We start from the raw sequence: 21,305 nt of genomic DNA, 5'->3' as shown, positions 1-21,305 counted from the left end.
GTTGACCGTCCGGCCGACGGAGTGTCAGGTCGCCGCGAGTGACAGCCAGGCGCGCAAGCCGGTCTGGTCGGCGCCCGTACCGCGGAACCCGACGTACCCGTCGGGGCGGACCACCGTCAGGCCGTGTCCCGGAGCATGCTCCAGTCGATGGACCGTGACGCGGGGCCCGAGGCCGGAAAGGCTCACGCCGACCGCGTCCGGATGCACCAGCAGGTGCATCCCGGGCGCGGCCACCAACGCGTGCAGGCGCGTCGGGCTTCCCCCGACGGTGACGTCGAGGTCGGGCAGGCGGTCACCCGCCCGCCAGGGCCCCTCGGGACCGGGGGTGCTCTCCACGGACAGCGGACTGTCGCGGTAGTGCACGCGCAACTGCGAGACGGTCCGGATCGCCTCGGCGACCAGCCGCCGTCGGTGCAGCAGCAGCGGAACGGCGGGCGCGGCCACGGGAGCCGCGGTGCCGCGCAGCCAGGAGGGCAGCGGAGCGGTCGACGCCTCGCCCCAGAAGGCGGCGTGCGTCAGCAGCAGCCTGCGGAACGCCACCGGGCGGCGCTCTGCGTCGTAGCTGCCCAGCAGCCTCGACAGGTCGTCAGGTGTCGTACCGACGGTGGCCGAGGCGAAGGCGAGCTTCCAGCCGAGGTTGGCCGCGTCCTGGATACCGGCGTTCATGCCCTGACCGGTCGCGGGCGAGTACGCGTGGGCGGCGTCGCCCGCCAGGAAGAGCCGGCCGCGGCGGAAGGCGGGCGCGAGCCGGTGCTGCAACGGCACCTGGGCGGACCACGCCACCGAGGCGATCCGGGCGCCGAACCCGGCCCCGCGCAGCAGCCCCTCCAGGTCGGCCGTCTCGACGGGCGGGCCCGACTGGCCGAACTCGGGACTCGGGCCGAGCGGCGCGCGCCGGGTGGCCAGCATCCGCCAGGTGGCCAGCTCGCCGAGCGGGAAGAGGAAGACGAGGCCGTGGCGGCCTGCGACCACATGCGTGCCGTCGCTCCCCCGGGTCTCTGCGCCGAGGCCGCCCTCGAACTCCACGTCCGCCAGTACGACCTCCTCCGCGTAGGGCCCGCCGCGCCAACCGATGCCGGCGTCCGCGCGGACGGTGCTGTCCTGGCCGTCACAACCGGCGACGAATCCGCAGGCGGTCTTCTCGACGCCATGCGGAGACCGCAGTTCGACGCCGGCCTGCCCGGCGCCGGCCCGCGCCGTCAACAGCTGTGTGCCCCGCTCCACCTGTACGCCGCGCTCGGCCAGGGCCGCGCCGAGCACCTCCTCGACGTCCATCTGCCGCACCAGGGTCAGATGCGGGAACGGCGTGTCGGGCAGTTCCAGATCGGCGAGTCGCTCCTCGACGACGTGCGCTCCCAGGTGCAGCGCACCGACGGGGGCGGTGTCCGCCCGCGCCAGCAGAGCGTCGGTCACCCCGAGGGGCCGCAGCACCTCCAGGGTGCGCGGGTGCACGATGAGGGCACGCGAGGGCCGGAACGCCTCCTCTCGCCGTTCAACCACACGCACCAGGGCGCCGTGGTCGTGCGCGGAGAGCGCGAGCGTCAGCCCGGTGGGACCGGCGCCGACGACCAGCACCTGGCACGGGGACGTCACGGCCCGCCCACCGGACGCCACCAGCCGTCGGGGTCGGCTGCGCCGGCACGCGGGGCGAGGCGGATCAGGTCGTCGCGGTGCACACCCGGCCGCACGGTGTACCGGATCGATCCGGGCACGCTGACCAGGGCCAGCACCCGCCACAGCGAGCGCGCGTAGTGCTCTGCGCGCTCGGCGCCGTCCCACTCGTAGACGCCCCGGTAGCTGCCGTGCTCGTCGGCGGTGAGCCACAACTTGGAGCGGAACCCCGGGAAGCCCACGAACAGCGGGGTGTTCAGCAGGCTCTCCCAGCGGAACAGCATGTGGCCACGCCCGTGGACGCCGCGCAGGCGGAACGCGACGACGAGCGCGCACGGGTCGAAGGCGGTTCCGCCGTCCAGCCGGGTCTCCCGGTAGACAAGCGCCGACGTGCCGTCCGCGAAGCGCAGCCGCCGGCCGAGCCGCCCCTTGGTGAGGCGCACGTGTCCGCCGGTCAGCAGCAGCGCGCTCGCCCGGGCGCACCGCGCCACGGCCGGCCACGCCCGGGTGCGTGCCAGCGGCCCCTGTTCGAGCGTGAGGTACCTCTCCTGACGCGTGGTCATGGCTCTCTCCCCCACGCGGGCTGCCGCAACGGCCCGTCGTCGAGCGGCCGGTCGTGCAGGGCGCTCCACGACACCGGCCCGAGCAGGTCCGCGTAGCGCTGGAAGACGTCGAGGAAGAGGTCGTCGATGGCCAGCAACCCGACCAGGCGCTCCCGGGAGACGACGGGCAGCCGTCGCATCCCGCTGTGGCGGAAGGCCTGGTAGGCCTCGGCGACGTCCGCTTCGGCGTCGATGGTGACCACCGGCTCGGTCATCACCAGGCTCACCGGCGCCTGCGGGTCCAGGCCCGCGGCGAGGGCGCGCACCGCGAGGTCGCGGTCGGTGACGATGCCGAGCGGGATGCCGTCGACGGTGACCAGGACGCAGCCCACGTTGTGGGCGTGCAGACAGCCGGCCGCCTGCCGGATCGTGTCCCCGGGGCCGACGGTCACGGTCGGGGCGTTCATCAGCTCGCTGACGCGCATGACCGGTTCACCCGCCGTCGGACGAGTCGTCCTCGACGAAGGCCAGCCGGGACTCCAGCCCGACCACGCCGTCCACGCCGCGGCACAACCGCTCCACGACGGGGACCAGGCTGCGGCGGGGCACCTTGCCCTCCAAGCTCACCACCCCGTCGACGACGTGGACCTGGACGGTGCCCGGATCGAGCGCGAGCGTCTCGCGGAGCACGTCGTACTCGATCTCCTCGCGGATCGCCCGGTCGCTGCGCAGGAAGACGCGCAGCAGGTCGCGCCGGCTCACCATGCCGATGACGTGGTCGGTGTCGTCGACGACGGGCAGGCGCTTGACGTTGTCCTGCTTCATCGCGCGGGCCGTCTCCACCACGCTCCAGCCGGAGCGGGCGATGAGAACGGGTGCGGACATCACGTCCCGGGCGGTGGCCGCGGCGACGCCGGGCTCGAACTCGGAGGCGGAGCGCGGCACCGGGCCGCGTCCGCCGGGATCGGCCTGGGCGGCCTCCTTGCGGATCAGATCCGCCTCCGAGACCAGGCCGACCAGGCGGCCCGAGCTGTCCAGCACCGGTACGGCGCTGATCTCCTGCTCGGTCAGAATCTCCGCGATCTCCTTGAACGGCGTCTCCTCCTGGACGGTGATCACGTCGCGGGTCATCAGATCGTCGACGATGCGGTGTCTCATCTCGCCCACCCGCCCTCTCTCGCCTTGCCTCCCTCCAGCGTCACCCGCACCGGCCCGAGGCGCATTGGCCGGGCGGACCAAGCACGCAGGGCCGAAGGTCCCGGCCTCCTGCTCGCTCGGAGGGAAGGGCCGATCGGCGACCCGAGAGGGACCGCCGGGACGTGCCGTCACCGTTCGCGCGGCGGCAGGCTGGAGGTCTCGTGGCGGCGGTCGCCGCCGGGACGGAGGGCGGAGCGCGATGAACCGCAAGTACCGAATCGCCGCACAGCGCCGGGCGGCCCATCACCGCGCTCAGCGCCGCGCCGTGCTGCGCGACCCGGAGCTGCTGGGGCTGCTGCGTGCGGCGGCCGCCATCGCGCGGCCCCGACCGGAACCGGACCCTTCCGGACGACGGATGCTGCGCAGCGCCCACCGCGGCGCGCAAGCACCCCTCCGCACGACCGAGCCGACGCCCGGCTCCGGGTGTCGAGCCGCGGAACCGATGGCGGCGCAGCCCCACGCTGTCCGGAGGTGAGACGGAAGGAGGCGAGGGCCGTGAGGAAGAAGCGGGCCCTGGCTGGGAGCGGTGCCGCGTTGGCACTTGGACTCGCGGCTGGATACCCCTGCTTGTGGCGCCACGCCTGTCTGACGTGGGGTGCCACGGCGGTGGAGGTGCACAGGGAGATGCCGGGCGACGCGCTGCTGCCGACCGCGCCGCTGGTGACGACGCGCGCGGTCACCGTGGGCGCCGGGCCGGCGGAGATCTGGCCATGGCTGGTGCAGATGGGCCCCGGCCGTGGCGGGGCCTACACCTATGACTGGATCGAGAACCTGATGGGTCTCGACATGCACAGTGCCGATCGGATCCTCCCGGAGTTCCAGGATCTGGGGCTCGGCGACACCATGCGTCTCGGCCGGAACGGTCCGGTGATGGAGGTGGCCGGGCTCGACTCCGGGCACGCCCTGGTGTTCCGGTCCCAGGACGGAGCCTGGGTGTGGTCCTTCGGCCTCTACCCGAGCCGGCACGGCACGCGTCTGGTCAGCCGCAATCGCATCCAGCCACCCGATCCGTCACCGCTGTACCGGCTCTTCTCCCTGTACGTAATGGAACCGGGGAGTCTGGTGATGGAGCGCCGGATGCTGCTGGGCATCAAGCAACGGGCGGAGGAGCCGATCGCCGGCCGATGACGGGCAGTCCGTCAGGGCGGCCGGGCCCGCAGTGGCGCCGTCACGAGTGCGGGACCACGGCGACGGGGCAGGCCGGGGTGGGTCAGGTTCAGCTCGTCCGCGATGTGCGCCATCGCCGCCCCGGCGCCCCGGCGCCCGGCTCGACGTCCGGTCGGCGCGGGCGCAGCTGCTCGGGACCGCCTCCCCGCGACGGCCGGACGTGCAGCAGCCGGACGGACTCACCGGCGGCGACGGCGTAGGCGGCCGCCCAGCGTGCGGCGGCCCCGGCCGTCTCGGACCCGTCGCAGGCGACGGTCAGCGGCAGGGAATCACGGCCTCCCCTGGTGCTGCGGCGGGACCACGACCAGGGGTCCGTGCGTGTGGTGTACGAGCGACCGGGGCGTGGAGCCGAGCAGTGCCTCGTGCCAGCCGCCGCGCCCGTGGCTGCCGACGACCAGGCAGCGTGCCTCCCGGGCGACCCCGGCGAGCAGGTACGCCGGGTGACCGGTCAGGACCTGCTGCTCGACCTCGATCTCCGGGTACTTCTCGGCCCAGCCCGCGAGCGCCTCCGCCAGCTCCAGCCGCGCCTCCTCGTAGAAGCCCGGACGAGCGGCGCTGTGCGGTCGCCGCACCTCGACGGCCACCAGCGCTGACGCGGTGAGCGCGGCTTCCTCGTAGGCCCAGGCGACGGCGGCCTCCGACGCGGCCGATCCGTCCACGCCGACCACCACGGTGCCGCCCTGCTCCGGTTGCGGTTCCTCGGGGCGGGGCACCAGCGCGACAGGGCAGGGAAGGTCCCCGAACAACCCGGCTCCCCGGCTGCGGGCGAAGGGCGCCTCGGCGTCGCTGAGCCGCCGGGTCCCGAGGACGACCAGGGATGCCTCCCCGCCGATCCGGCGGAGGACCTCGCCCGGCTTGCCCTCCGCGACCGCGACGCTGATGTCCAGTTCGGGATGCAGGTGCAGGGCCTCCGCACGGGCCGTGTCCACCAGCGCCTGGCCGGCGGCCCTGAAGTGGGCTGCCCACAGGTGACCGCCCCTGCCGGGCGTCACCCCGGGCGGGATCGCGGAGGGCCATTCCTGGGCGTGCAGGATCAGCAGGGGCAGACCCCGTGCGGCCGCCTCGTCGGCCGCCCAGCTGACCGCCCATACATCGGCCTGCGAGCGGGAGACGCCGACGAGGACGGGGGCTCGATCGGTCGGTGGGTTCATGGCAGGCTCCTCCGAGGGTGGCGACGCTTCGTCGCGTCGAGCATGGCTCCGGAGACCACGGTCGCCCAGGGCCGTTCAGCCCGCCGATCGGCCCTGCCCCGGGCCGCCTTCGGGCCGCACCGGGAGTTGCGGTGTCCGCCGGTCGACGCTGCGCACAGGCGGTGGCGGCCGCGGGGGCCGGCGGACCGGTCTCACCGCACGAGGACGGGGGCGGCAGCGGTGCCGACGTCCTGGTCGGCGGCCTCACCGGACAGCCACCGCCGCTCGGGCCATGAGCCTGTGCACCCCGGCGCGGCGACGCGTCACTCGCGCAGGTCGAGGACGGCCACGCCGGTGACGCGGTCCGCGGCCAGGTCGGCGAGGGCGCGGTCGGCCTGCGCGAAGGGGTAGCGCACGGTGTGCACGCACAGCGGCAGGCCCGCCGCCTCGGCGAGGTAGGCGCGGCCGTCGGCGCGGGTGTTGGCGGTGACGCTGCGCAGCGTGCGCTCCTGGAAGAGGTGGTCCGCGTAGTTCAGGACCGGGATGTCGGTCAGGTGGATGCCGGCGACCGCCAGGGTGCCTCCGCGGTCGAGCGCGGCGAGGGCGGTCGGCACGAGGTCGCCGACGGGCGCGAAGAGGATCGCCGCGTCCAGCGGCTCGGGCGGGGCGTCGTAGGCGCCGCCCGCGGAGGCCGCGCCAAGTTCCAGGGCGAGTTCCCGGGCCTCCGCGGCGCGGGTGAGCACGTGCACCGTGGCGCCCCGGGCCAGGGCCAGCTGGGCCGTCAGGTGGGCCGAGGCGCCGAAGCCGTAGAGGCCGAGCCGCCCTCCCGCCGGCAGTTCGGCGCGCTCCAGCGCGCGGTACCCGATGATCCCGGCGCACAGCAGCGGCGCGAGCTCGGCCTCGTCCCGTCCGTCCGTCTGCGGCAGGGGGTAGACGTAGCGGGCATCGGCCAGCAGGTGGCGGGCGAAGCCGCCGTCGCGGTCCCATCCGGTGTAGCGCGACAGCGGACAGAGGTTCTCGTGTCCGGACAGGCAGTAGCGGCACTCGCCGCAGGTGCCCGCCAGCCACGCCACGCCGACCCGGTCGCGCAGGCCGAACCCCGGCGTGTCGGGCCCGGTGGCGACCACCCGGCCGATCGCCTCGTGGCCGGGGGTGCGGCCGGGGGTGCGCGGCGCCAGATCGCCCTCGGTGAGGTGGAGGTCAGTGCGGCACACGCCGCACACGTCGACCTCGACCAGCAGCTCGCCGGGTCCCGGATCAGGGACGGACCTACGGACCAGGCGCAACGGCCTGGAGGCCATCGGCCCCGGCCGCTCCACGACCCAGGCTTCCGTCTCACGTCCCGTTGCGACCACCGGCCCACCTGCTTCCGTTCACCCCTCGCCCTTCGACGGTCCCTCCGGGGACGGGCCGCCGCAAGCCCGCGCCCGGAGGTGCGCCGGGCCCGGTCGCCGGGGACGATGGGCGCAGTCCCCGGCAGCACTTGGAGCCACCGTGAACGGCGACGCCTGGACTCTCCGGTACGAGGGTCTCGACCCGGCCCGGGAAGGTCTGCGGGAGGCGCTGTGCGCCGTGGGCAACGGCTGGTTCGTCACGCGGGCCGCCGCGCCCGAGGCGGTCGCCGACGGTGTCCACTACCCCGGCACCTACCTGGCCGGGGTCTACCACCGCACCCTCTCGAGCGTGCAGGGGCGGACGGTCGCCAACGAGGACCTGGTCAACTGCCCGAACTGGCTCCCGCTCACCTTCCGCACGGTCGACGACGGGAGCGGCGACACCGGAAGTGGCGACGGCAGCAGTCGCGACGGCCCGGACGGCGACGCGGGTCCGGCGCGTGCACCGTGGTTCGGCGAGCCGGGCTTCCCCGCCCTCGACCAGCGTCTGGAGTTCGATCTGCGGCACGCGGTGCTGACCCGGCGTCGCCGCTGCCGCGACGCCCGCGGGCGCACCACCGATGTCGTGCAACGGGTCTTCGCCCACATGGACCGGCCGCATCTCGGCGTGCTGGTGACCCACCTGACGCCGGTGGACTGGTCGGGCACGGTCGAGATCCGCTCCGGTCTGGATGGCCGTGTCGTCAACGACGGCGTGGCCCGCTACCGGGGGCTGGAGAGCCGACACCTGGTGCCGGCGGGACAGGGCACGGTGGGCGAGCTCGTCTGGCTGCAGGTGGCGACGCCCGACTCCGGTCTGCGGATCGGCCTGGCCGCGCGCACGCGGCTGCGCGTGGGCGACAGCGAGGTCTCCGCCTGCCTGGTCGCGCGGACCGACGAGCCGGGCCGCGTCAACCAGTTACTCACCGTGGCGGTGCGTCAGGGCCACTCACTCACCGTGGAGAAGACCGTCGCGCTGTTCACCTCCCGCGACCGGCTGACCACCGAGCCGGCGACGGCGGCACGCGAGCTCCTCGCGGCGGTGGGCGACGCCGCCGCGCTGGAGCGGGAGCACCGGCTGCGGTGGGGGGAGCTGTGGCGCCGCTGCCGGGTGGGGGCGGACTTCGAGGGCGCCGGCACGATCCACCTCTACCTGCTGCACCTGCTGCAGACCTTCTCGCAGCACTCCGTCGACCTGGACGTCGGCATCCCGGCACGCGGCCTGCACGGCGAGGCGTACCGCGGCCACGTCTTCTGGGACGAGCTGTTCATCCTGCCCTACTTCAACCGGCACCTGCCCGAGCTCAGCCGGGCGGTGTTGGGCTACCGCCACCGCCGTCTGGACCGCGCCCGGCACGACGCCGCCCTGGCGGGCAGACGCGGCGCCATGTTCCCCTGGCAGAGCGGCAGCGACGGCGGGGAGGAGACCCAGGAACTGCACCTGAACCCACGCTCGGGCCGCTGGCTGCCCGACCTCAGCCGGCTCCAGCACCATGTCGGCTCCGCGATCGCCTACAACGTGTGGCAGTACCACCAGGCCACCGGCGACACGGAGTTCCTGGCCCAGGCGGGCGCGGAACTGGTGCTGGAGATCGCCCGCTTCTGGGCGGACTCGGCCGAGTTCGACGACGGGCTCGGGCGCTACCGCCTGCGGGGTGTGGTGGGACCGGACGAGTACCACGACGGCTATCCGTGGGACTCGCGCCCCGGCATCGACGACAACGCCTACACCAACGTCATGGCCTCCTGGACGCTGCACACCGCCCGGCAGTTGCTCCCCCACCTCCCCGGCGGCCGCCGTGCGGAGCTGCTGGAACGGCTCGGGATCGACGCGGCCGAGCTGGCCCGCTGGACCGATGTCGCCCACCGGCTCCACGTGCCGCTCCACGACGGCGTGCTCAGCCAGTTCGAGGGCTACGAGCGCCTGGCTGAGCTGGACTGGGCGGGCCTGCGCCGGCGCCACGCGGACATCCGCCGGCTGGACCGGATCCTGGAGGCCGAGGGCGACTCGGTCAACCGCTACCGGGCGTCGAAGCAGGCCGACGTGCTGATGCTGTGGTACCTGTTCCCCTCGGCGGAAGTGCGGCGGCTGCTCACCCGGCTCGGCGTGCACGCGGACGCGGAGCTGATGGAGCGCACGGTCGACTATTACCTGGCCCGCACCTCCCACGGCTCGACGCTCAGCGCCGTCGTCCACGCCTGGGTGCTGGCGCGGCGCGACCGCCCGGCCTCCTGGCGCTTCTTCCAGGAGGCCGTCGCCAGCGACGTCCACGACATCCAGGGCGGGACGACCGCCGAGGGGGTCCACCTCGGCGCGATGGCGGGGGCGGTGGACCTGCTGGAGCGCTGCTACTCCGGCCTGTCCCTGCACGGGGAGACGCTGGAGCTCGATCCGGCGCTGCCGTCCCGGCTGGGCCAGCTGAACCTGACCCTGCGGTACCGCGGGCACAGCGACGTCCTGGTGCGGCTCGGGCACCACCACACCTCCGTCACGCTGCCGCCCGGATCCGCCGCGCCGATCCGCCTCCTCGTCCACGGGACGGCCGCGACGCTGCGGGCCGGTGAGACCTTCCGGATCGACACCGCACCGCCTCCCTGACGGATGGTCAGCCCATCGGTACCACGGCCACCGGGGACAGCGCGTTCTGGACCACGGCGAGGCTGACGGAGCCCAGGCGCGCCAGCGGCCCGGCATGGGTGCCGTGGCGCCCGACCACCACCAGGGCGGCGTCGGACGAGAGCGTCACGAGTTCCCTGGCCGCGCCGGAGCGCACGCTGTCCTGCCGGACCTCGACGCCCGGGAAGCGCGGGCGCCAGCCGGAGAGCACCTCGGCGAGCAGGCGTTCCTGCTCGGCCTCCACGTGGCCCTTCTCGTAGACGGGCGGCATCGCACGCCCCTGCGTCAGCAGGGGATAGCGCCAGGCGTGCACGGCGCGCAGGGCGAGTTCTCGGCGCTCGGCGGCCTCGAACGCGAAGTCCAGGACCGCCTCGTCGGGGTCCTTGGCGTCGACGCCGACGACCACCGCTCCGGTCGCGCTCGCGCCCTCACGCAGACCGTCCGGCACGACGACCACCGGACAGCCGGCGGTTCCGGCCACGTGCAGGCTGGTCGAGCCGACGAGCAGGCCCGGGAATCCGCCCGAGCCGCGGGCGCCGACGACCAGCAGGCCGGCAGCGGCCGATGCCGAGGTCAGCACCTCGCGTGCCTCGCCGGGGGCCGCCTCGACGTTGACGGCGAGCAGCTCGGGGTTGCGCTTGCGCAGCCCGTCGGCCAGCGCGTCGAGCAGCTGACGGGCGTAGTCGGGAGCGGCGTCGCCGCAGGCGTTCAGGAGTCGCAGCTCGCTGCCGCGCAAGGCGGCCTCGGACTCGGCCCAGGCGAGGGCGGGTCCGTCGTCGGCCGCGTCGTCCACGCCGAGAACGATGGGTCTGGGCATGCTTTCCTCCTGACAGGTCCGGCCCGGGAGGGGTGGCCCGGCCCGCGCTTCAGTCCAGGTGCAGGATCTCCGCGACCGGACGGCGCGGGGACGCCGCTCCGGGCGGGCCGAAGCCGAGACGGAGCACGATCTGAACGTAACCGGGCCCGGTCTCCGGGTCGCGCAACTGCCAGCGCGTGTCGGGCCACTCGACGGCCTGGTGCAGTACGGAGGCGCGCAGTCCGTGCACCGTGCCGAGCAGCCACACCCGCTCCAGCGCCATGCCGGTGCGGACCCAGGCGCTGCGGTCGTCGTGCGCGGTGGTGAAGGTGGCGAGCTGCGGCAGCGCCTCGAAGCGGGCCGAGGACGGGACGTTCGTACGGGGGTCCCCCCGGCCGAAGGCTTGGGGAGCGTGGCCGGTGAAACTGCGCACGGGGACGCGCGCGTCGCGGTCCAGCGGACCGAGGGCCGCCGCCGGGATCCCGTCGGTCGCGGGAGCCTCCAGCCGTACCCAGCTGCGCGTTTCGGCCTCGCGGGCGAGGTCGGCGGCGGTGCGCCGCTCGGCGTCGGTGGTCAGCGCCAGAACCCGGCGCGTCTCGGCCTCCTCCAGCATGGCGAGCACGACGCCCTCGTGGTCGGCTGCGGCCATCAGGTCGCCGACGAGCCGCTCCGGCACGTCACGGTTGGTGAACGGCTGGCGACTGCTGTGCCGTTGCTCGATCGCGGGGTACAGCTCGGCGTCCGCGGTCAGGTGCTCGCCCGGAGTGGGCGGGGCGAACCGGAGCTCGGCGACCAGGTCCGGCCGGGCTCCGTCCGGGAGCAGGCGCAGGCACGTGGCCAGACCGAGCGCGGCCGCGGCGACCCGGAGGTTGAGGACGGCGGCGCCGACCGAGACGTGCAGGGCGCGTCCGGTCGGATCGGTGGCCGACACGGCGCGGGAGGGGTCGGCGAAGACCAGCATGCCCTTGCGGTCGTCGGCGGCGAGGAAGCGCCAGGGCTGGCTGTTGTGCAGCGAGGGCGCTGCGGCGCCGGCGGCCGCCAGGCGGGCGAACTGGTCAGGTGTCAGGGTGCCCGGGGCGTCGGTGGTGCGAGAGTCGTCGGTCATGGCGGCCGCCTCCTCGTTGCTGGTGCGGTTACCGGGGATTCAGCGGTTGACGAGCGTCTGGCCGCTGACGTCCCACTGGACGTCAACCACACCCTCGACGGCGCGGGCCAGGCGGGCGGCGACGGGGACGAGCGTGGTGTCCGCGAGCCTCCCGGTCAGGGTGACGACCCCGCCCGCGACCTCGACCCGCAGGCCGGGGGCGTCGTCGCCGAAGAGGTAGGCCACGACCTCCCGGCAGACCTCCTCGGCGATCTCCGCATCCGGCCGCAGGAAGACCTTGAGCAGGTCGGCCCGGCTGACGATGCCGGCCAGCCTGCCCCACGGGTCCACGACGGGAAGTCGCTTGACGTGGTGCTGCGCCATCTCCCGCGCGGCCTGGGCGAGGGTCGCGTCGGCCTGGACGGTGACGGCGGGCGAGGTCATCAGCTCGGCGGCCGTCAGCGCAGCGGCCTTGGCCATGTCACCGAGACGCCGCAGTTGCTCGGGGCGGCTGGGTTCGACGTCGCGGAACTCCTCCTTGGGCAGCAGGTCCGCCTCGGAGACGACGCCGACCACCCGGCCCTCGCCCTCGGTGACGGGCAGGGCACTGACCTGCCACTGGGCCATCAGCGCGACGATGTCCTTGAACGGGGCCTCCTGGCCGACCGAGACGACCGTCTCCGTCATCACGTCGCTGACGACGTGCGGGCTACCGCTTCCGTACATGGCTGCCGCCTCCGTTCTCGGCTGCGTGGCTGAAGTGGACGACGTGGGCGTCGGGGCCGGGGAAGAACAGCGTCGTCCGGCCGTTGTCCGACCAGCGGATGTCGAAGGGCGGGGTGCCGTCGCGGTGGTGCAGGCCGACGACCTCGCCGTCCCGGCGCACGACGCCGGGCATGGTGCCCTCCACCACGATCTGGTCTCCGAGTACGGCGTGCATCATGGCTCTCCTTCACGTCCCGCGCGGCGGCGCGGACCGGAGGCCCGGCCGGAGTTCGCGTCCGGTGATCCTCGTCGGGTGGATCCGGACCAGCAGTTCGCGCGGCCCGCTCGCCCAGGGGTGCGGCTGCTCGGCCGCTGTTCCAGGCCGGTCGACGTCGTGCCGGTCCTCCTCGGCGACGCCCGACACGAGGAGGCTCCAGCCCTGGGCCAGCACTTCGTCGAGGCGGTCGACCTCGAGCACGACCCGCCGCCCCACCACCTTGGCCAGCGCTCCGTCCGGCTCGGTGCGGAAGAGTACGGCACCGTCCACCACGAGGTAGTTGACCGGCCTGACGATCAGCTCGTCTCCTACTGTGAAGACCACGCGGCCCACCCCGCGGCTGCTGAGTCGGCAGCGGCACTCCTCGTCCGTCAGTTCGGTCAGGACCACGCGCCTGTCGGGCCCGCTACGGCCCGGCGGGGCGCCCTGGTCGCCGCCCAGCAGCTCCTGGGGTGAGGTGCCGAGGGCGGCCGCGATCCGGGCGAGGCCGCCCCGGCCGAGCTCGGCCGGGCGCGTCTCGGCCCATTCGACGAAGGCGGGCGCCATGCCGGCACGTTCGGCCAACTCGTCTACGGAGAGACCGAGTTCCCGCCGCCGATGGGTGATGCGGCGGCCGAGGTCGCCGGGGCGGCCACGGCGGGGGGAATACTGCGTTTGCGAGGATGCGGCGAACATGGTCAGACCTCCCTCTCGGTCGTCACCAGTGCGGGACGACGGCGACGGGACAGCAGGCGTGGTGCACGACGGCGTGGGCGACGGGCCCGAGCGCCGATACGGGGCGGTGCCGTCGTCGGCCGACGACCAGCAGCGAAGCCTTCTCGGCCTCCTCGACCAGCACCCGCGCCGGCGAACCGGACATCTCGGCGGTGGTCGTCTCGACCGTGGGGAAGCGCGTGTGGGCGAAGGCCACGGCCTCGCGCAGGGCGACGGCGTGCTGGTGCTCGATGGCGTGCCGCTCGACCTCCCCTGGCTGCACCGGGCCGGCGCCCCAGGGCACGGGTGGCTGCCAGGCGTGGACCGCGCGCAGCACGACGCCGTGGTCCTGGGCGCTCCGCAGAGCGAACTCCAGGACCGGACGGCAGTCCCCACCGGGATCCACTCCCACGACGACGCGATAGCCGGGCTCGGCCGCGGCGGCGCGAGGTGGCACCAGGACCACCGGGCTCTGGGCCCGGGCGGCCACCGACTGGGCGACCGAGCCGAGCGTGAGGGCGGCGAAGCCACCGTTCCCCCGGGTGCCGAGCACGAGCGTCCCGGACTCGTCGGCGGTGCGCAGCAGGGTGAGATCCACGGGGCCGGTCACCGTCTCGACGTCGACGCGCAGTCCCGGGTGCGCCTGGCGCAGGTCACCGGCCAGGCGGGTCATGGCTTGGAGGACGTACTCGCCGGTCTCCGCCTTCCGGTCGTCCTGCGGGCGCGTCCAGAAGTCGGTGGGGCGGACGTGGAGCAGGCGCACGTCGCGGCCGGTCATGGCCGCCTCGTGGCCCGCCCAGTCGGCCGCCGCGAGACTCGCGTCGGAGCCGTCGACCCCGACGATCAGCGGAAGAGTCATCGTCCCTGGTCCTTTCCTGCGGCCGGTTGGTCCGCCTGGTTCCCCGTCTCCCAGCGTTCGCGGCCGTGCCCGCGCTGCACAGGGCCGACCGGCCCTCACTCGGCGCCCGGAATCGTCACCCCTGAACGCCCTGGTTGGGCCTGTCGGTCCTGGCGCGCGGCCCGAACGGCCCTCGGGCTCCAGTGGCCGCCCACCCGTGCGGCCACCGGAGCGGCGTCGTTCCCGGCTACCGCGCGGAACGGAAACCTCCGGGGGTACCGAAGGGCCCCTCCGCAGTGTCGCCACGGATGGGCCCTCCTGCGGCCGGAAGGGGCACCGCCCGGCCCTGGGACCGCCCCGCCGCACCGACGGCCACGAGGCACCTGGCGGCACGGCGTGATCGAGCTCGCCACCGTCTCGCGCACCCCCCGCTACGTCGCCTGACTGCCGGGCACCACCGAGGAGTTGGGAACGATGAAACGGATCGCCGTCGCCAAGCGCCCCGCCCGGATCACGCCGGGCGGGATCTGCTCACTTCGGAACGTCGACGGCGTTGCCCCGGGAGTCGGTGTTGCCCGCGCGCAGCAGCTGGTAGCCGAGGTCGACCAAGGCGCGTCCGGCGGCGAACTCGTCGCCGATCTCCGGAACGGGCCGGTCGACCGGGTCGCGGGTCGAGGCGGAGGTGGCCTGGAGACGGTTGTCGCCGGTGTCGAGCACGGCGTGCACGCGGGTGACGTCACGCTCCTCGACGATGTCGATACGGACGTTCCAGGTCTTGGTGTGGAGGACGCCCGTCTCGGGGCGCGGGCTCTTCATCGTCATTCCCTCTTCTCGCTTCTGATGGACCTTCCGGTGCCCGATCAGTCCGGCACGACGCAGACGGGGCAGGTGGCGTGGTGGAGGACACCCAGCGCGACCGAGCCGAGGGCGAGCCCGGGGTAGCCGCCGGTGCCCCGGGCGCCGACGACGATCAAGGACGCCCTGCGGCCCGCGTCCAGCAGGGCGCGGACCGGGTGGTCCTGGACCACGCGCGCGGTGACCGCGACCTCGGGGAAACGCTGTCCCTCACCCGCGAGCGTCTCGGAGACGAGGAGTTGGTGCGAGACCTCGTCGGCACGGAAGCGTCGCTGCTGTGCGGCGGCGGACGCCGACAGGCCGCCCGGCACCGGATGCCACGCGTGCACGACGACCACGGTGCGGCCGTGCAGCGACGCCGCCTCCATGGCCTGGTGCAGCGCGGCCTGGCCGTGCGCGGAGCCGTCGACGCCGACGACCACCGGTCCTCGCTCGGTCCCGGTGCCGGCCTCATTCGGGGAGGGGACGATCACCACGGGACACGCTGCCTGGCCGGCCAGGGCGGTGCCGGTCGAGCCGACCACCAACTCGCCCAGGGCCCCGATCCCGCGCGTCGCCACGACCAGCAGCCGAGCGCCGCGCGCGGCGTCCAACAACACCTCGATGGGCGCGCCCGCGCGGACCTGACCGGTCACCGGCACACCCGGCTCGCGCGCGGCGGCGTCAGCCGCCTCGCGGGCCATCGCGTCACGGGCCACCTCGCGCAGGTGGTCCTCTCCGAGTTCCGTCGCCGCGTCGTAGAAGGGCAGCAGCGGCGGTGGGTACTCGTAGGCGTGCACGAGCTCCACGGCCTCTTTGCGGCGAGCCGCCTCGTCCAGCGCCCACGCCACGGCGTGCCGGCTCTCGGGTGTCCCGTCCACGCCGACCACGATGCGGCTCAGGTCGCCGTCTGCGAACGACATGGCAGTCTCCTTCGTCAGGGCGGCTCGGGTGCGCTCACCCAAGTCCAGTGCGCCACGGCGCTCCTGCCCCGGGAAGGGCCGCCCGGCCTCACCCCGGAGGCCGGGCGGCCCCAGCGGCGCCGCCTCGGCGGCGCGAGCGCCATCGGTTCGCGTGTGCAGGCGCGCAGGGCCGCCCGTGCCGGCGCGCCGCCACCCGCTCCAGGGCCAGCGTGAGCCCGATCGCGACCGCGGCGCCCGCCACGCTCAGCGTGCCGAGCACCACCCAGAACTTCAGGTCGAGAAGAGTCGTCGTCACAGCCGTCCCGCCCTTCGCCTCGCGTCCCGCGCTCTCGCAGAACCTGTCCCGAGCGTGCTCGGGCGCCCACCGGCCGGGCGTGGGGCCGGAGGTCCCCGCGACGTCGCCGATCGTCCTCGGGCCGGCAACGGACCCCGCGTATGTGCCTGGTCGGCCTTGCAGCAGGGTCCGTTCGGCCCATCGCGCCTGATCGCCTGCGGGCGGACCGTGGAGTCAGGACCCCACAGGGCCCGCCCGACGCGCGTCCGCAGCGGACGCGACCCGCAGCGAGGGAGCACCGCGATGCAGCACCGCACCGTCAGTGACGTGATGACCCACCAGGTCGCCACGGTCCGCCGCGACGCCCCGTTCAAGGCCGTCGCCGAGCTCCTGGCCGAGCGCGACGTGAGCGCCGTGCCGGTTGTCGACGACGCCCACCGGGTGGTCGGTGTCGTGTCCGAGGGTGACCTGCTCCGCAAGGAGTCCGGACAGCCGGACCCCGAGGGGCACACGCCCTCGCTGTGGATGAGTCCGAGCAACCGCAAGCGGGCGCGCGCCGAGAACGCCGAGGGGCTCATGTCCCACACCGTGTTCAGCGCCCGCCCGGAGTGGTCGGTGGTCGAGGCCGCCCGCATGATGGACCGTCACCACGTGAAGCGCCTTCCTGTGGTCGACGAGACCGACCGCCTCGTCGGCATCGTCAGCCGCAGCGACCTGCTGCGGGTCTTCCTGCGCGACGACCGGGCGATCCGCGGCGAGATCATCTCCGAGGTGCTGCAGCGCGTCATGCTCATCGAACCGGCGACCGTCTCCGTCGAGGTGAAGGACGGCGTGGTGTCCCTGCAGGGGCAGCTGGAGCGCAAGAGCCTGATCCCGATCACCGAGCGCCTGTGCCGGTCCGTCGACGGCGTCGTCGGGCTGCGTTCCCGGCTCACCTTCGCCTTCGACGACACGCACACGGACCTCGAACCGCCGGTCGTGCGCGGCGTCATGCAGCCGCAGCGGTTCCACGGCTGAGCAGGCACCCCAGGGAGGTGGACGCCATGGCACCGGACACCGGAGCACCGCAGAGCGCGCCCGCCGCCGACGCGCGGCCGCGCGAGCTGGCCCAGGAGGACCTCCAGGCCCTGTTCGACGTCCTCACCACGCGCGGCTGGACGGTGGTAGGTCCGACCGAGCGGGACGGTGCCGTGGTCCTGGCCCAGCTGGACTCGGCCGCCGAACTCCCCTACGGCGTGGGCGTGGCTCTCGCCCCTGGCGGCTACCGGCTGCGCCGTCGCCAGGACCGGGCGGCGTTCGCCCACTCGGCCGGCCCGCAGTCGTGGAAGACCTTCCTGCACCCCGAGCGAGCCCGGATGTGGCAGGCGGACCGGGACGAGGAGGGCGCGGTCACCTTCACCCCGGAGACGGAGGAGACCGCGCCCACCCCCCGCTACGCGCTGTTCGGCGTGCACCCGTGCGACCTGGCCGCCATCGCCCGGCAGGACCGGGTCCTGGTCGGCGGCGCCTTCCGCGACCCGGTCTACGCCCCGCGCCGCGAGGCGGCGTTCGTCGTCGCCGTCGCCTGCGGTGAGCCTGGCGAGCTGTGCTTCTGCGCCTCCGTCGGCACCGGTCCCGGTCTGCGCGAGGACGCACCCTGCGATCTGGCGGTCCACGAGATCGCCGACCGTGACGGCGTCCGGCTGCTCATCTCCGCGCACAGTCCGCGCGGCGCGGAGGTGCTGGCCGACCCGGCGCTGCCGCTGCACGAGCCGCACCCGGAGCTGGGCGAGCGGGCCCGGTGTCAGACGGAAGCGGCCGAGCAGCGGATGGGCCGGGAGCTGGAGGCCGAGGGCCTGCGCGACGTGCTCGCCGAGACGCTCGACTCGCCGGTCTGGGACGAGGTCGCCTCCCGCTGTCTGACCTGCGGGAACTGTACGCTCGTATGCCCGACCTGCTTCTGCACCACCACCGAGGACACCACCGATCTGACCGGTGACCATGCGGAGCGCTGGCGCCGCTGGGACTCCTGCTTCGACCTCGATTTCTCCTACGTCCACGGAGGCTCCGTCCGGACCTCCGGCAAGAGCCGCTACCGCCAGTGGCTCACCCACAAGCTCGGCACCTGGCACGACCAGTTCGGCAGCAGCGGATGCGTCGGCTGCGGCCGCTGCATCGTCTGGTGCCCCGTCGGCATCGACCTCACCGTCGAGGCCGCCCGCCTGCGCGGGGAGGCCGGCGCATCCGAGGAGGGCCCGTCATGACCAGTACCGCCGTCGTCCCCGACGGCACCGTGGACGCCGCGATCCCGCTCCCCTACCTGGTGCGCCACCGGCTGCGGGAGACTGCCGACACCGTGACCCTCGATCTGGTCCCGCTGGGCGAGGCGCTGCCCCGCTACCGGCCCGGCCAGTTCTCCATGCTGTACGCCTTCGGCATCGGAGAGATCCCCGTCTCCGTCAGCGCCATCGCGCCCGGCGGCGACGCACTGGCCCACACCGTCCGCGCCGTCGGCAAGGTCAGCGAAGCGATCTGCCGGCTGCGGCCGGGCGAGGTGATCGGGGTGCGCGGTCCGTTCGGCAACGACTGGGCCCTCGGAATCCGCCCGCTCGAGGACGACGATCCCGTGACCCCACTGGGCACGGCCCCGGGCGAGGACCTGGTCGTCATGGCGGGCGGCCTCGGGCTCTCGCCACTGCGCCCGGTCGTGCTGCAGGCACTGTCCCAGCCCGGCGCCTACGGCTGGCTGACCGTTCTGGTCGGCGCCCGCAGCCCGCAGGAGCTGGTCCACCGCACCGATCTGACGCAGTGGCACGCGCTCGGCGAGGCGAAGATCACCGTCGACCGCGCCGAGCCCGGCTGGACCGGCGCCGTCGGGCTGGTCACCGATCAGCTGCGCCACGCCGTGTTCCGTCCCGAGCGCACCACCGCCTTCGTCTGTGGCCCCGAGCCCATGATGCGGGCGAGCGCCGAGGCGCTGCTGCTGCGCGGCGTCGCCCCCGGGCGGATCCGGCTCTCGCTGGAGCGCAACATGCGCTGCGCCACGGCCTGGTGCGGCCACTGCCAGCTCGGTCAGGTCCTGGTCTGCCGCGACGGGCCGGTCTTCACCTGGGAGCAGGCGGCCGGCCTGCTCGCCGTCCACGAACTGTGAGAGGAGGTCGCGCCCGATGTCAGCGTCCCGCCCCCGCCTCGCCGTGTGGAAGTTCTCCTCCTGCGACGGCTGCCAGCTGACCCTGCTCGACTGCGAGGAGGACCTGCTCCCGCTGGCCGACCAGGTTGAGATCGCCTACTTCCTGGAGGCCTCGCGGGACACCGGTCCCGGCCCGTACGACCTCTCGCTGGTCGAGGGCTCGATCGCCACGCGGACCGACATCGAACGGATCCGCGAGATCCGGGCGCAGTCCCGTGTCCTGGTGACCATCGGCGCCTGCGCGACGGCGGGCGGCGTCCAGGCGCTGCGCAACGCGCGCGACTTCGACAAGCTGCGTTCGGTCGTCTACGCCCGCCCGGAGTACATCGACGCGCTGGCGACCTCGACGCCGATCGCGCAGCACGTCCCGGTCGACTTCGAACTGCGCGGATGCCCCGTCGACAAGCGGCAGCTGCTGGAGGTCGTCACGGCCTTCCTGGCCGGACGCAAGCCGGACGTCCCGGACCACAGCGTCTGCTTCGAGTGCAAGCGACGCGGCGTCACCTGCGTCACCGTCGCCCACGGCACGCCCTGCCTGGGACCGGTCACCCAGGCCGGCTGCGGCGCACTGTGCCCGGCCTTCGGCCGTGGCTGCTTCGGGTGCTTCGGCCCCAAGGCGGACCCCAACACCCGTGCGCTGCTGCCGCTGCTGCGCGCGGACGGTGTGGCCGACGAGGACGTGGCCCGGCTCTACCGCACCTTCAACGCGGAGGCTCCGGCCTTCGCGGAAGCAGCCGAGGAGGCCGGCCGATGACCCACCGCAGCACCCGTCTGCTGAGCGTCGGCTCCCTCGCCCGGGTCGAGGGTGAGGGCGCGATGCACGTCCAGGTGCGCGACGGCGAGGTGGAGAGCGTCAGGCTCAGCATCTACGAGCCGCCGCGGTTCTTCGAGGCACTGCTGCGCGGTCGCCGCTACGACGAGCCGGTGGACATCACCGCCCGGATCTGCGGCATCTGCCCGGTCGCCTACCAGATGACGGCCTGCCAGGCGATCGAGGACGCCTGCGGCGTCACCGTCGACGGCCAGTTGGCCGCGTTGCGGCGGCTGCTGTACTGCGGCGAGTGGATCGAGAGCCACTCCCTGCACATCTACCTGCTGCACGCCCCGGACTTCCTCGGCCTGCCCGACGCACTGGCGCTGGCCCGGACGGATCGCGAGCTGGTGGAGCGCGGGCTGCGGCTCAAGCAGGCGGGCAACCAGATCATGGAGGTACTGGGCGGGCGCGCCGTGCACCCGGTCAACGTGCGTCTCGGTGGCTTCCACCGGCTGCCGGACCGCTCGGAACTGGACCGGCTCGCCGCGCTGCTGCGGACCGCCCGCCGCGACGCGGAGGAGACGGTGGCCTGGACGGCCGAGCTGGACTACCCGGACCTGCACGTCCAGCACGCCCTGCTGGCGCTGCGACCGCCCGACTCCTACCCGCTGGACTCCGGCACCCCCACCCTGCACAGCGGCTACCCCTCCGCGGTCGCGCCCCTGACCGCCTTCTTGGTCGCGGAGTTCGAACGGCACGTCGTGGAGGCGCAGGCACCGCACTCGACCGCCCTCCAGGCGACGGTCGACGGTCGCCACTACCTCACCGGCCCGCTGGCCCGCTGGCGGATCGCCGCGGAACTGCTCCCGGCCGAACTGCGCCAGATGGCGGCCCTCGCGGGTGTGGGCGGCACCTGCGACAACCCCTTCCGCAGTATCGCGGTCCGCGCGATCGAGGTGCTGTGGGCGGTACGCGAGGCGCAGCGCCTGCTCGAGGAGTACGAGTCGCCGCCCCGTCCGGCCGTCCCGGTCCCACCGCGCGCGGGCATCGGCCACGCCGCCACGGAGGCACCGCGCGGGCTGCTCTACCACCGCTACGAACTCGGCTCCGACGGCACGATCGTCTCCGCGGACATCGTCCCGCCCACCTCCCAGAACCAGGCCGCGATCGAAGCGGACCTGCGTGACTTCGTCCAGCAGCGCCTGCACCTGGAGGACACGGAACTCACCCGCCAGTGCGAGCAGGCGATCCGCAACTACGACCCGTGCATCTCCTGCGCCACGCACTTCCTGGACCTGACCGTGGAGGGGAGGTGACCGCC

Annotated in this window: 22 protein-coding genes and 1 pseudogene; 7 read left to right on the top strand and 16 right to left on the bottom strand. The window is 74.0% G+C overall.

Going from position 1 to position 21,305, the window contains the following annotated elements:
- Positions 1–24: 24 nt before the first annotated feature.
- The 4 genes from DN069_RS04680 to DN069_RS04665 are packed head-to-tail and all read right to left on the bottom strand — an operon-like array spanning position 25 to position 3,311.
- Positions 25–1,593, bottom strand: a complete 1,569-nt coding sequence (locus DN069_RS04680; protein ID WP_243638909.1) for an FAD-dependent monooxygenase — start codon at positions 1,591–1,593, stop codon at positions 25–27.
- Positions 1,590–2,174, bottom strand: a complete 585-nt coding sequence (locus DN069_RS04675) for a hypothetical protein (RefSeq protein ID WP_111499524.1) — start codon at positions 2,172–2,174, stop codon at positions 1,590–1,592. The genes DN069_RS04680 and DN069_RS04675 overlap by 4 nt, the downstream gene beginning before the upstream one ends.
- The gene (locus tag DN069_RS04670) at positions 2,171–2,638 is read right to left on the bottom strand and encodes a CBS domain-containing protein (RefSeq protein ID WP_111499523.1); all 468 of its coding nucleotides are present in this window, start codon (positions 2,636–2,638) and stop codon (positions 2,171–2,173) included. The genes DN069_RS04675 and DN069_RS04670 overlap by 4 nt, the downstream gene beginning before the upstream one ends.
- Positions 2,639–2,645: 7 nt before the next feature.
- On the bottom strand, positions 2,646–3,311 hold the full coding sequence (locus DN069_RS04665; RefSeq protein ID WP_111499550.1) for a CBS domain-containing protein: 666 nt from the start codon (positions 3,309–3,311) through the stop codon (positions 2,646–2,648).
- 645 nt (positions 3,312–3,956) lie between these two features.
- Here DN069_RS04665 and DN069_RS04655 point away from each other — a divergent pair.
- Entirely contained in the window at positions 3,957–4,478 is a 522-nt protein-coding gene (locus tag DN069_RS04655) for a hypothetical protein (RefSeq protein ID WP_207892044.1), read from the top strand.
- Positions 4,479–4,566: 88 nt separating this feature from the next.
- Here DN069_RS04655 and DN069_RS42785 read toward each other — a convergent pair whose 3' ends face one another.
- The 3 genes from DN069_RS42785 to DN069_RS04640 all read right to left on the bottom strand — a co-directional run bounded on the left by DN069_RS42785 (position 4,567) and on the right by DN069_RS04640 (position 7,002).
- Positions 4,567–4,776 carry a universal stress protein gene (locus DN069_RS42785; protein ID WP_424556250.1) on the bottom strand — a complete coding sequence of 70 codons (210 nt, stop codon included), beginning with the start codon at positions 4,774–4,776 and terminating at the stop codon, positions 4,567–4,569.
- 10 nt (positions 4,777–4,786) lie between these two features.
- Complete coding sequence (locus tag DN069_RS04645; RefSeq protein WP_111499520.1) at positions 4,787–5,668, bottom strand: universal stress protein; 882 nt, start codon at positions 5,666–5,668, stop codon at positions 4,787–4,789.
- Positions 5,669–5,970: 302 nt separating this feature from the next.
- The gene (locus tag DN069_RS04640; protein ID WP_424556249.1) at positions 5,971–7,002 is read right to left on the bottom strand and encodes a zinc-dependent alcohol dehydrogenase family protein; all 1,032 of its coding nucleotides are present in this window, start codon (positions 7,000–7,002) and stop codon (positions 5,971–5,973) included.
- Between the two features lie 139 nt (positions 7,003–7,141).
- Between DN069_RS04640 and DN069_RS04635 the strand changes: the two genes are divergently transcribed.
- Positions 7,142–9,619, top strand: a complete 2,478-nt coding sequence (locus DN069_RS04635) for a glycoside hydrolase family 65 protein (protein ID WP_111499518.1) — start codon at positions 7,142–7,144, stop codon at positions 9,617–9,619.
- A 7-nt stretch (positions 9,620–9,626) separates the two neighbouring features.
- Here the strand turns inward: DN069_RS04635 and DN069_RS04630 are convergent, their stop codons facing one another.
- From DN069_RS04630 to DN069_RS39325, 9 genes and pseudogenes are all read right to left on the bottom strand, one after another.
- Entirely contained in the window at positions 9,627–10,454 is an 828-nt protein-coding gene (locus tag DN069_RS04630; protein ID WP_111499517.1) for a universal stress protein, read from the bottom strand.
- A 49-nt stretch (positions 10,455–10,503) separates the two neighbouring features.
- Positions 10,504–11,538: an Acg family FMN-binding oxidoreductase gene (locus tag DN069_RS04625; protein ID WP_111499516.1), complete on the bottom strand. Its 1,035-nt coding sequence runs from the start codon at positions 11,536–11,538 to the stop codon at positions 10,504–10,506.
- A gap of 39 nt (positions 11,539–11,577) precedes the next feature.
- Positions 11,578–12,243, bottom strand: a complete 666-nt coding sequence (locus DN069_RS04620) for a CBS domain-containing protein (RefSeq protein ID WP_243638908.1) — start codon at positions 12,241–12,243, stop codon at positions 11,578–11,580.
- Positions 12,244–12,271: 28 nt separating this feature from the next.
- A pseudogene (locus DN069_RS04615) lies at positions 12,272–12,457 on the bottom strand (DUF1918 domain-containing protein); the annotation flags it as partial.
- Positions 12,458–12,469: 12 nt separating this feature from the next.
- Positions 12,470–13,174 (bottom strand): helix-turn-helix domain-containing protein, encoded by a 705-nt coding sequence (locus DN069_RS04610; protein ID WP_111499515.1) that lies wholly within the window; start codon positions 13,172–13,174, stop codon positions 12,470–12,472.
- A 22-nt stretch (positions 13,175–13,196) separates the two neighbouring features.
- The gene (locus tag DN069_RS04605; protein ID WP_111499514.1) at positions 13,197–14,051 is read right to left on the bottom strand and encodes a universal stress protein; all 855 of its coding nucleotides are present in this window, start codon (positions 14,049–14,051) and stop codon (positions 13,197–13,199) included.
- A gap of 510 nt (positions 14,052–14,561) precedes the next feature.
- Entirely contained in the window at positions 14,562–14,852 is a 291-nt protein-coding gene (locus DN069_RS04600; protein ID WP_111499513.1) for a dsRBD fold-containing protein, read from the bottom strand.
- A 38-nt stretch (positions 14,853–14,890) separates the two neighbouring features.
- Complete coding sequence (locus DN069_RS04595; RefSeq protein WP_111499512.1) at positions 14,891–15,787, bottom strand: universal stress protein; 897 nt, start codon at positions 15,785–15,787, stop codon at positions 14,891–14,893.
- A gap of 88 nt (positions 15,788–15,875) precedes the next feature.
- A complete protein-coding gene (locus DN069_RS39325) occupies positions 15,876–16,082 on the bottom strand; it encodes a hypothetical protein (protein ID WP_133259827.1) in 207 nt (68 codons plus the stop codon).
- Between the two features lie 282 nt (positions 16,083–16,364).
- Here DN069_RS39325 and DN069_RS04590 point away from each other — a divergent pair, with 282 nt between their 5' ends.
- Genes DN069_RS04590 through DN069_RS04570 form a run of 5 tightly spaced genes read left to right on the top strand, consistent with a single transcriptional unit; the run spans position 16,365 to position 21,300 of the window.
- Positions 16,365–17,078 carry a CBS domain-containing protein gene (locus DN069_RS04590; protein ID WP_111499511.1) on the top strand — a complete coding sequence of 238 codons (714 nt, stop codon included), beginning with the start codon at positions 16,365–16,367 and terminating at the stop codon, positions 17,076–17,078.
- Between the two features lie 26 nt (positions 17,079–17,104).
- Positions 17,105–18,304 (top strand): 4Fe-4S dicluster domain-containing protein, encoded by a 1,200-nt coding sequence (locus DN069_RS04585; RefSeq protein ID WP_111499510.1) that lies wholly within the window; start codon positions 17,105–17,107, stop codon positions 18,302–18,304.
- A complete protein-coding gene (locus tag DN069_RS04580; protein WP_111499509.1) occupies positions 18,301–19,191 on the top strand; it encodes an FAD/NAD(P)-binding protein in 891 nt (296 codons plus the stop codon). The genes DN069_RS04585 and DN069_RS04580 overlap by 4 nt, the downstream gene beginning before the upstream one ends.
- A gap of 16 nt (positions 19,192–19,207) precedes the next feature.
- Positions 19,208–19,984 (top strand): NADH-quinone oxidoreductase subunit B family protein, encoded by a 777-nt coding sequence (locus DN069_RS04575; protein WP_111499508.1) that lies wholly within the window; start codon positions 19,208–19,210, stop codon positions 19,982–19,984.
- Positions 19,981–21,300, top strand: coding sequence for a Ni/Fe hydrogenase subunit alpha (locus DN069_RS04570; RefSeq protein ID WP_111499507.1), 1,320 nt, complete (start codon positions 19,981–19,983; stop codon positions 21,298–21,300). Before DN069_RS04575 ends, DN069_RS04570 begins: the two co-directional genes overlap by 4 nt.
- Positions 21,301–21,305 lie beyond the last annotated feature (5 nt).

Source organism: Streptacidiphilus pinicola (assembly GCF_003258295.1).
GTDB lineage: Bacteria > Actinomycetota > Actinomycetes > Streptomycetales > Streptomycetaceae > Streptacidiphilus > Streptacidiphilus pinicola.
Note: the sequence above shows the minus strand (reverse complement) of the source record. Positions and strands in the feature narration are given on the sequence as shown.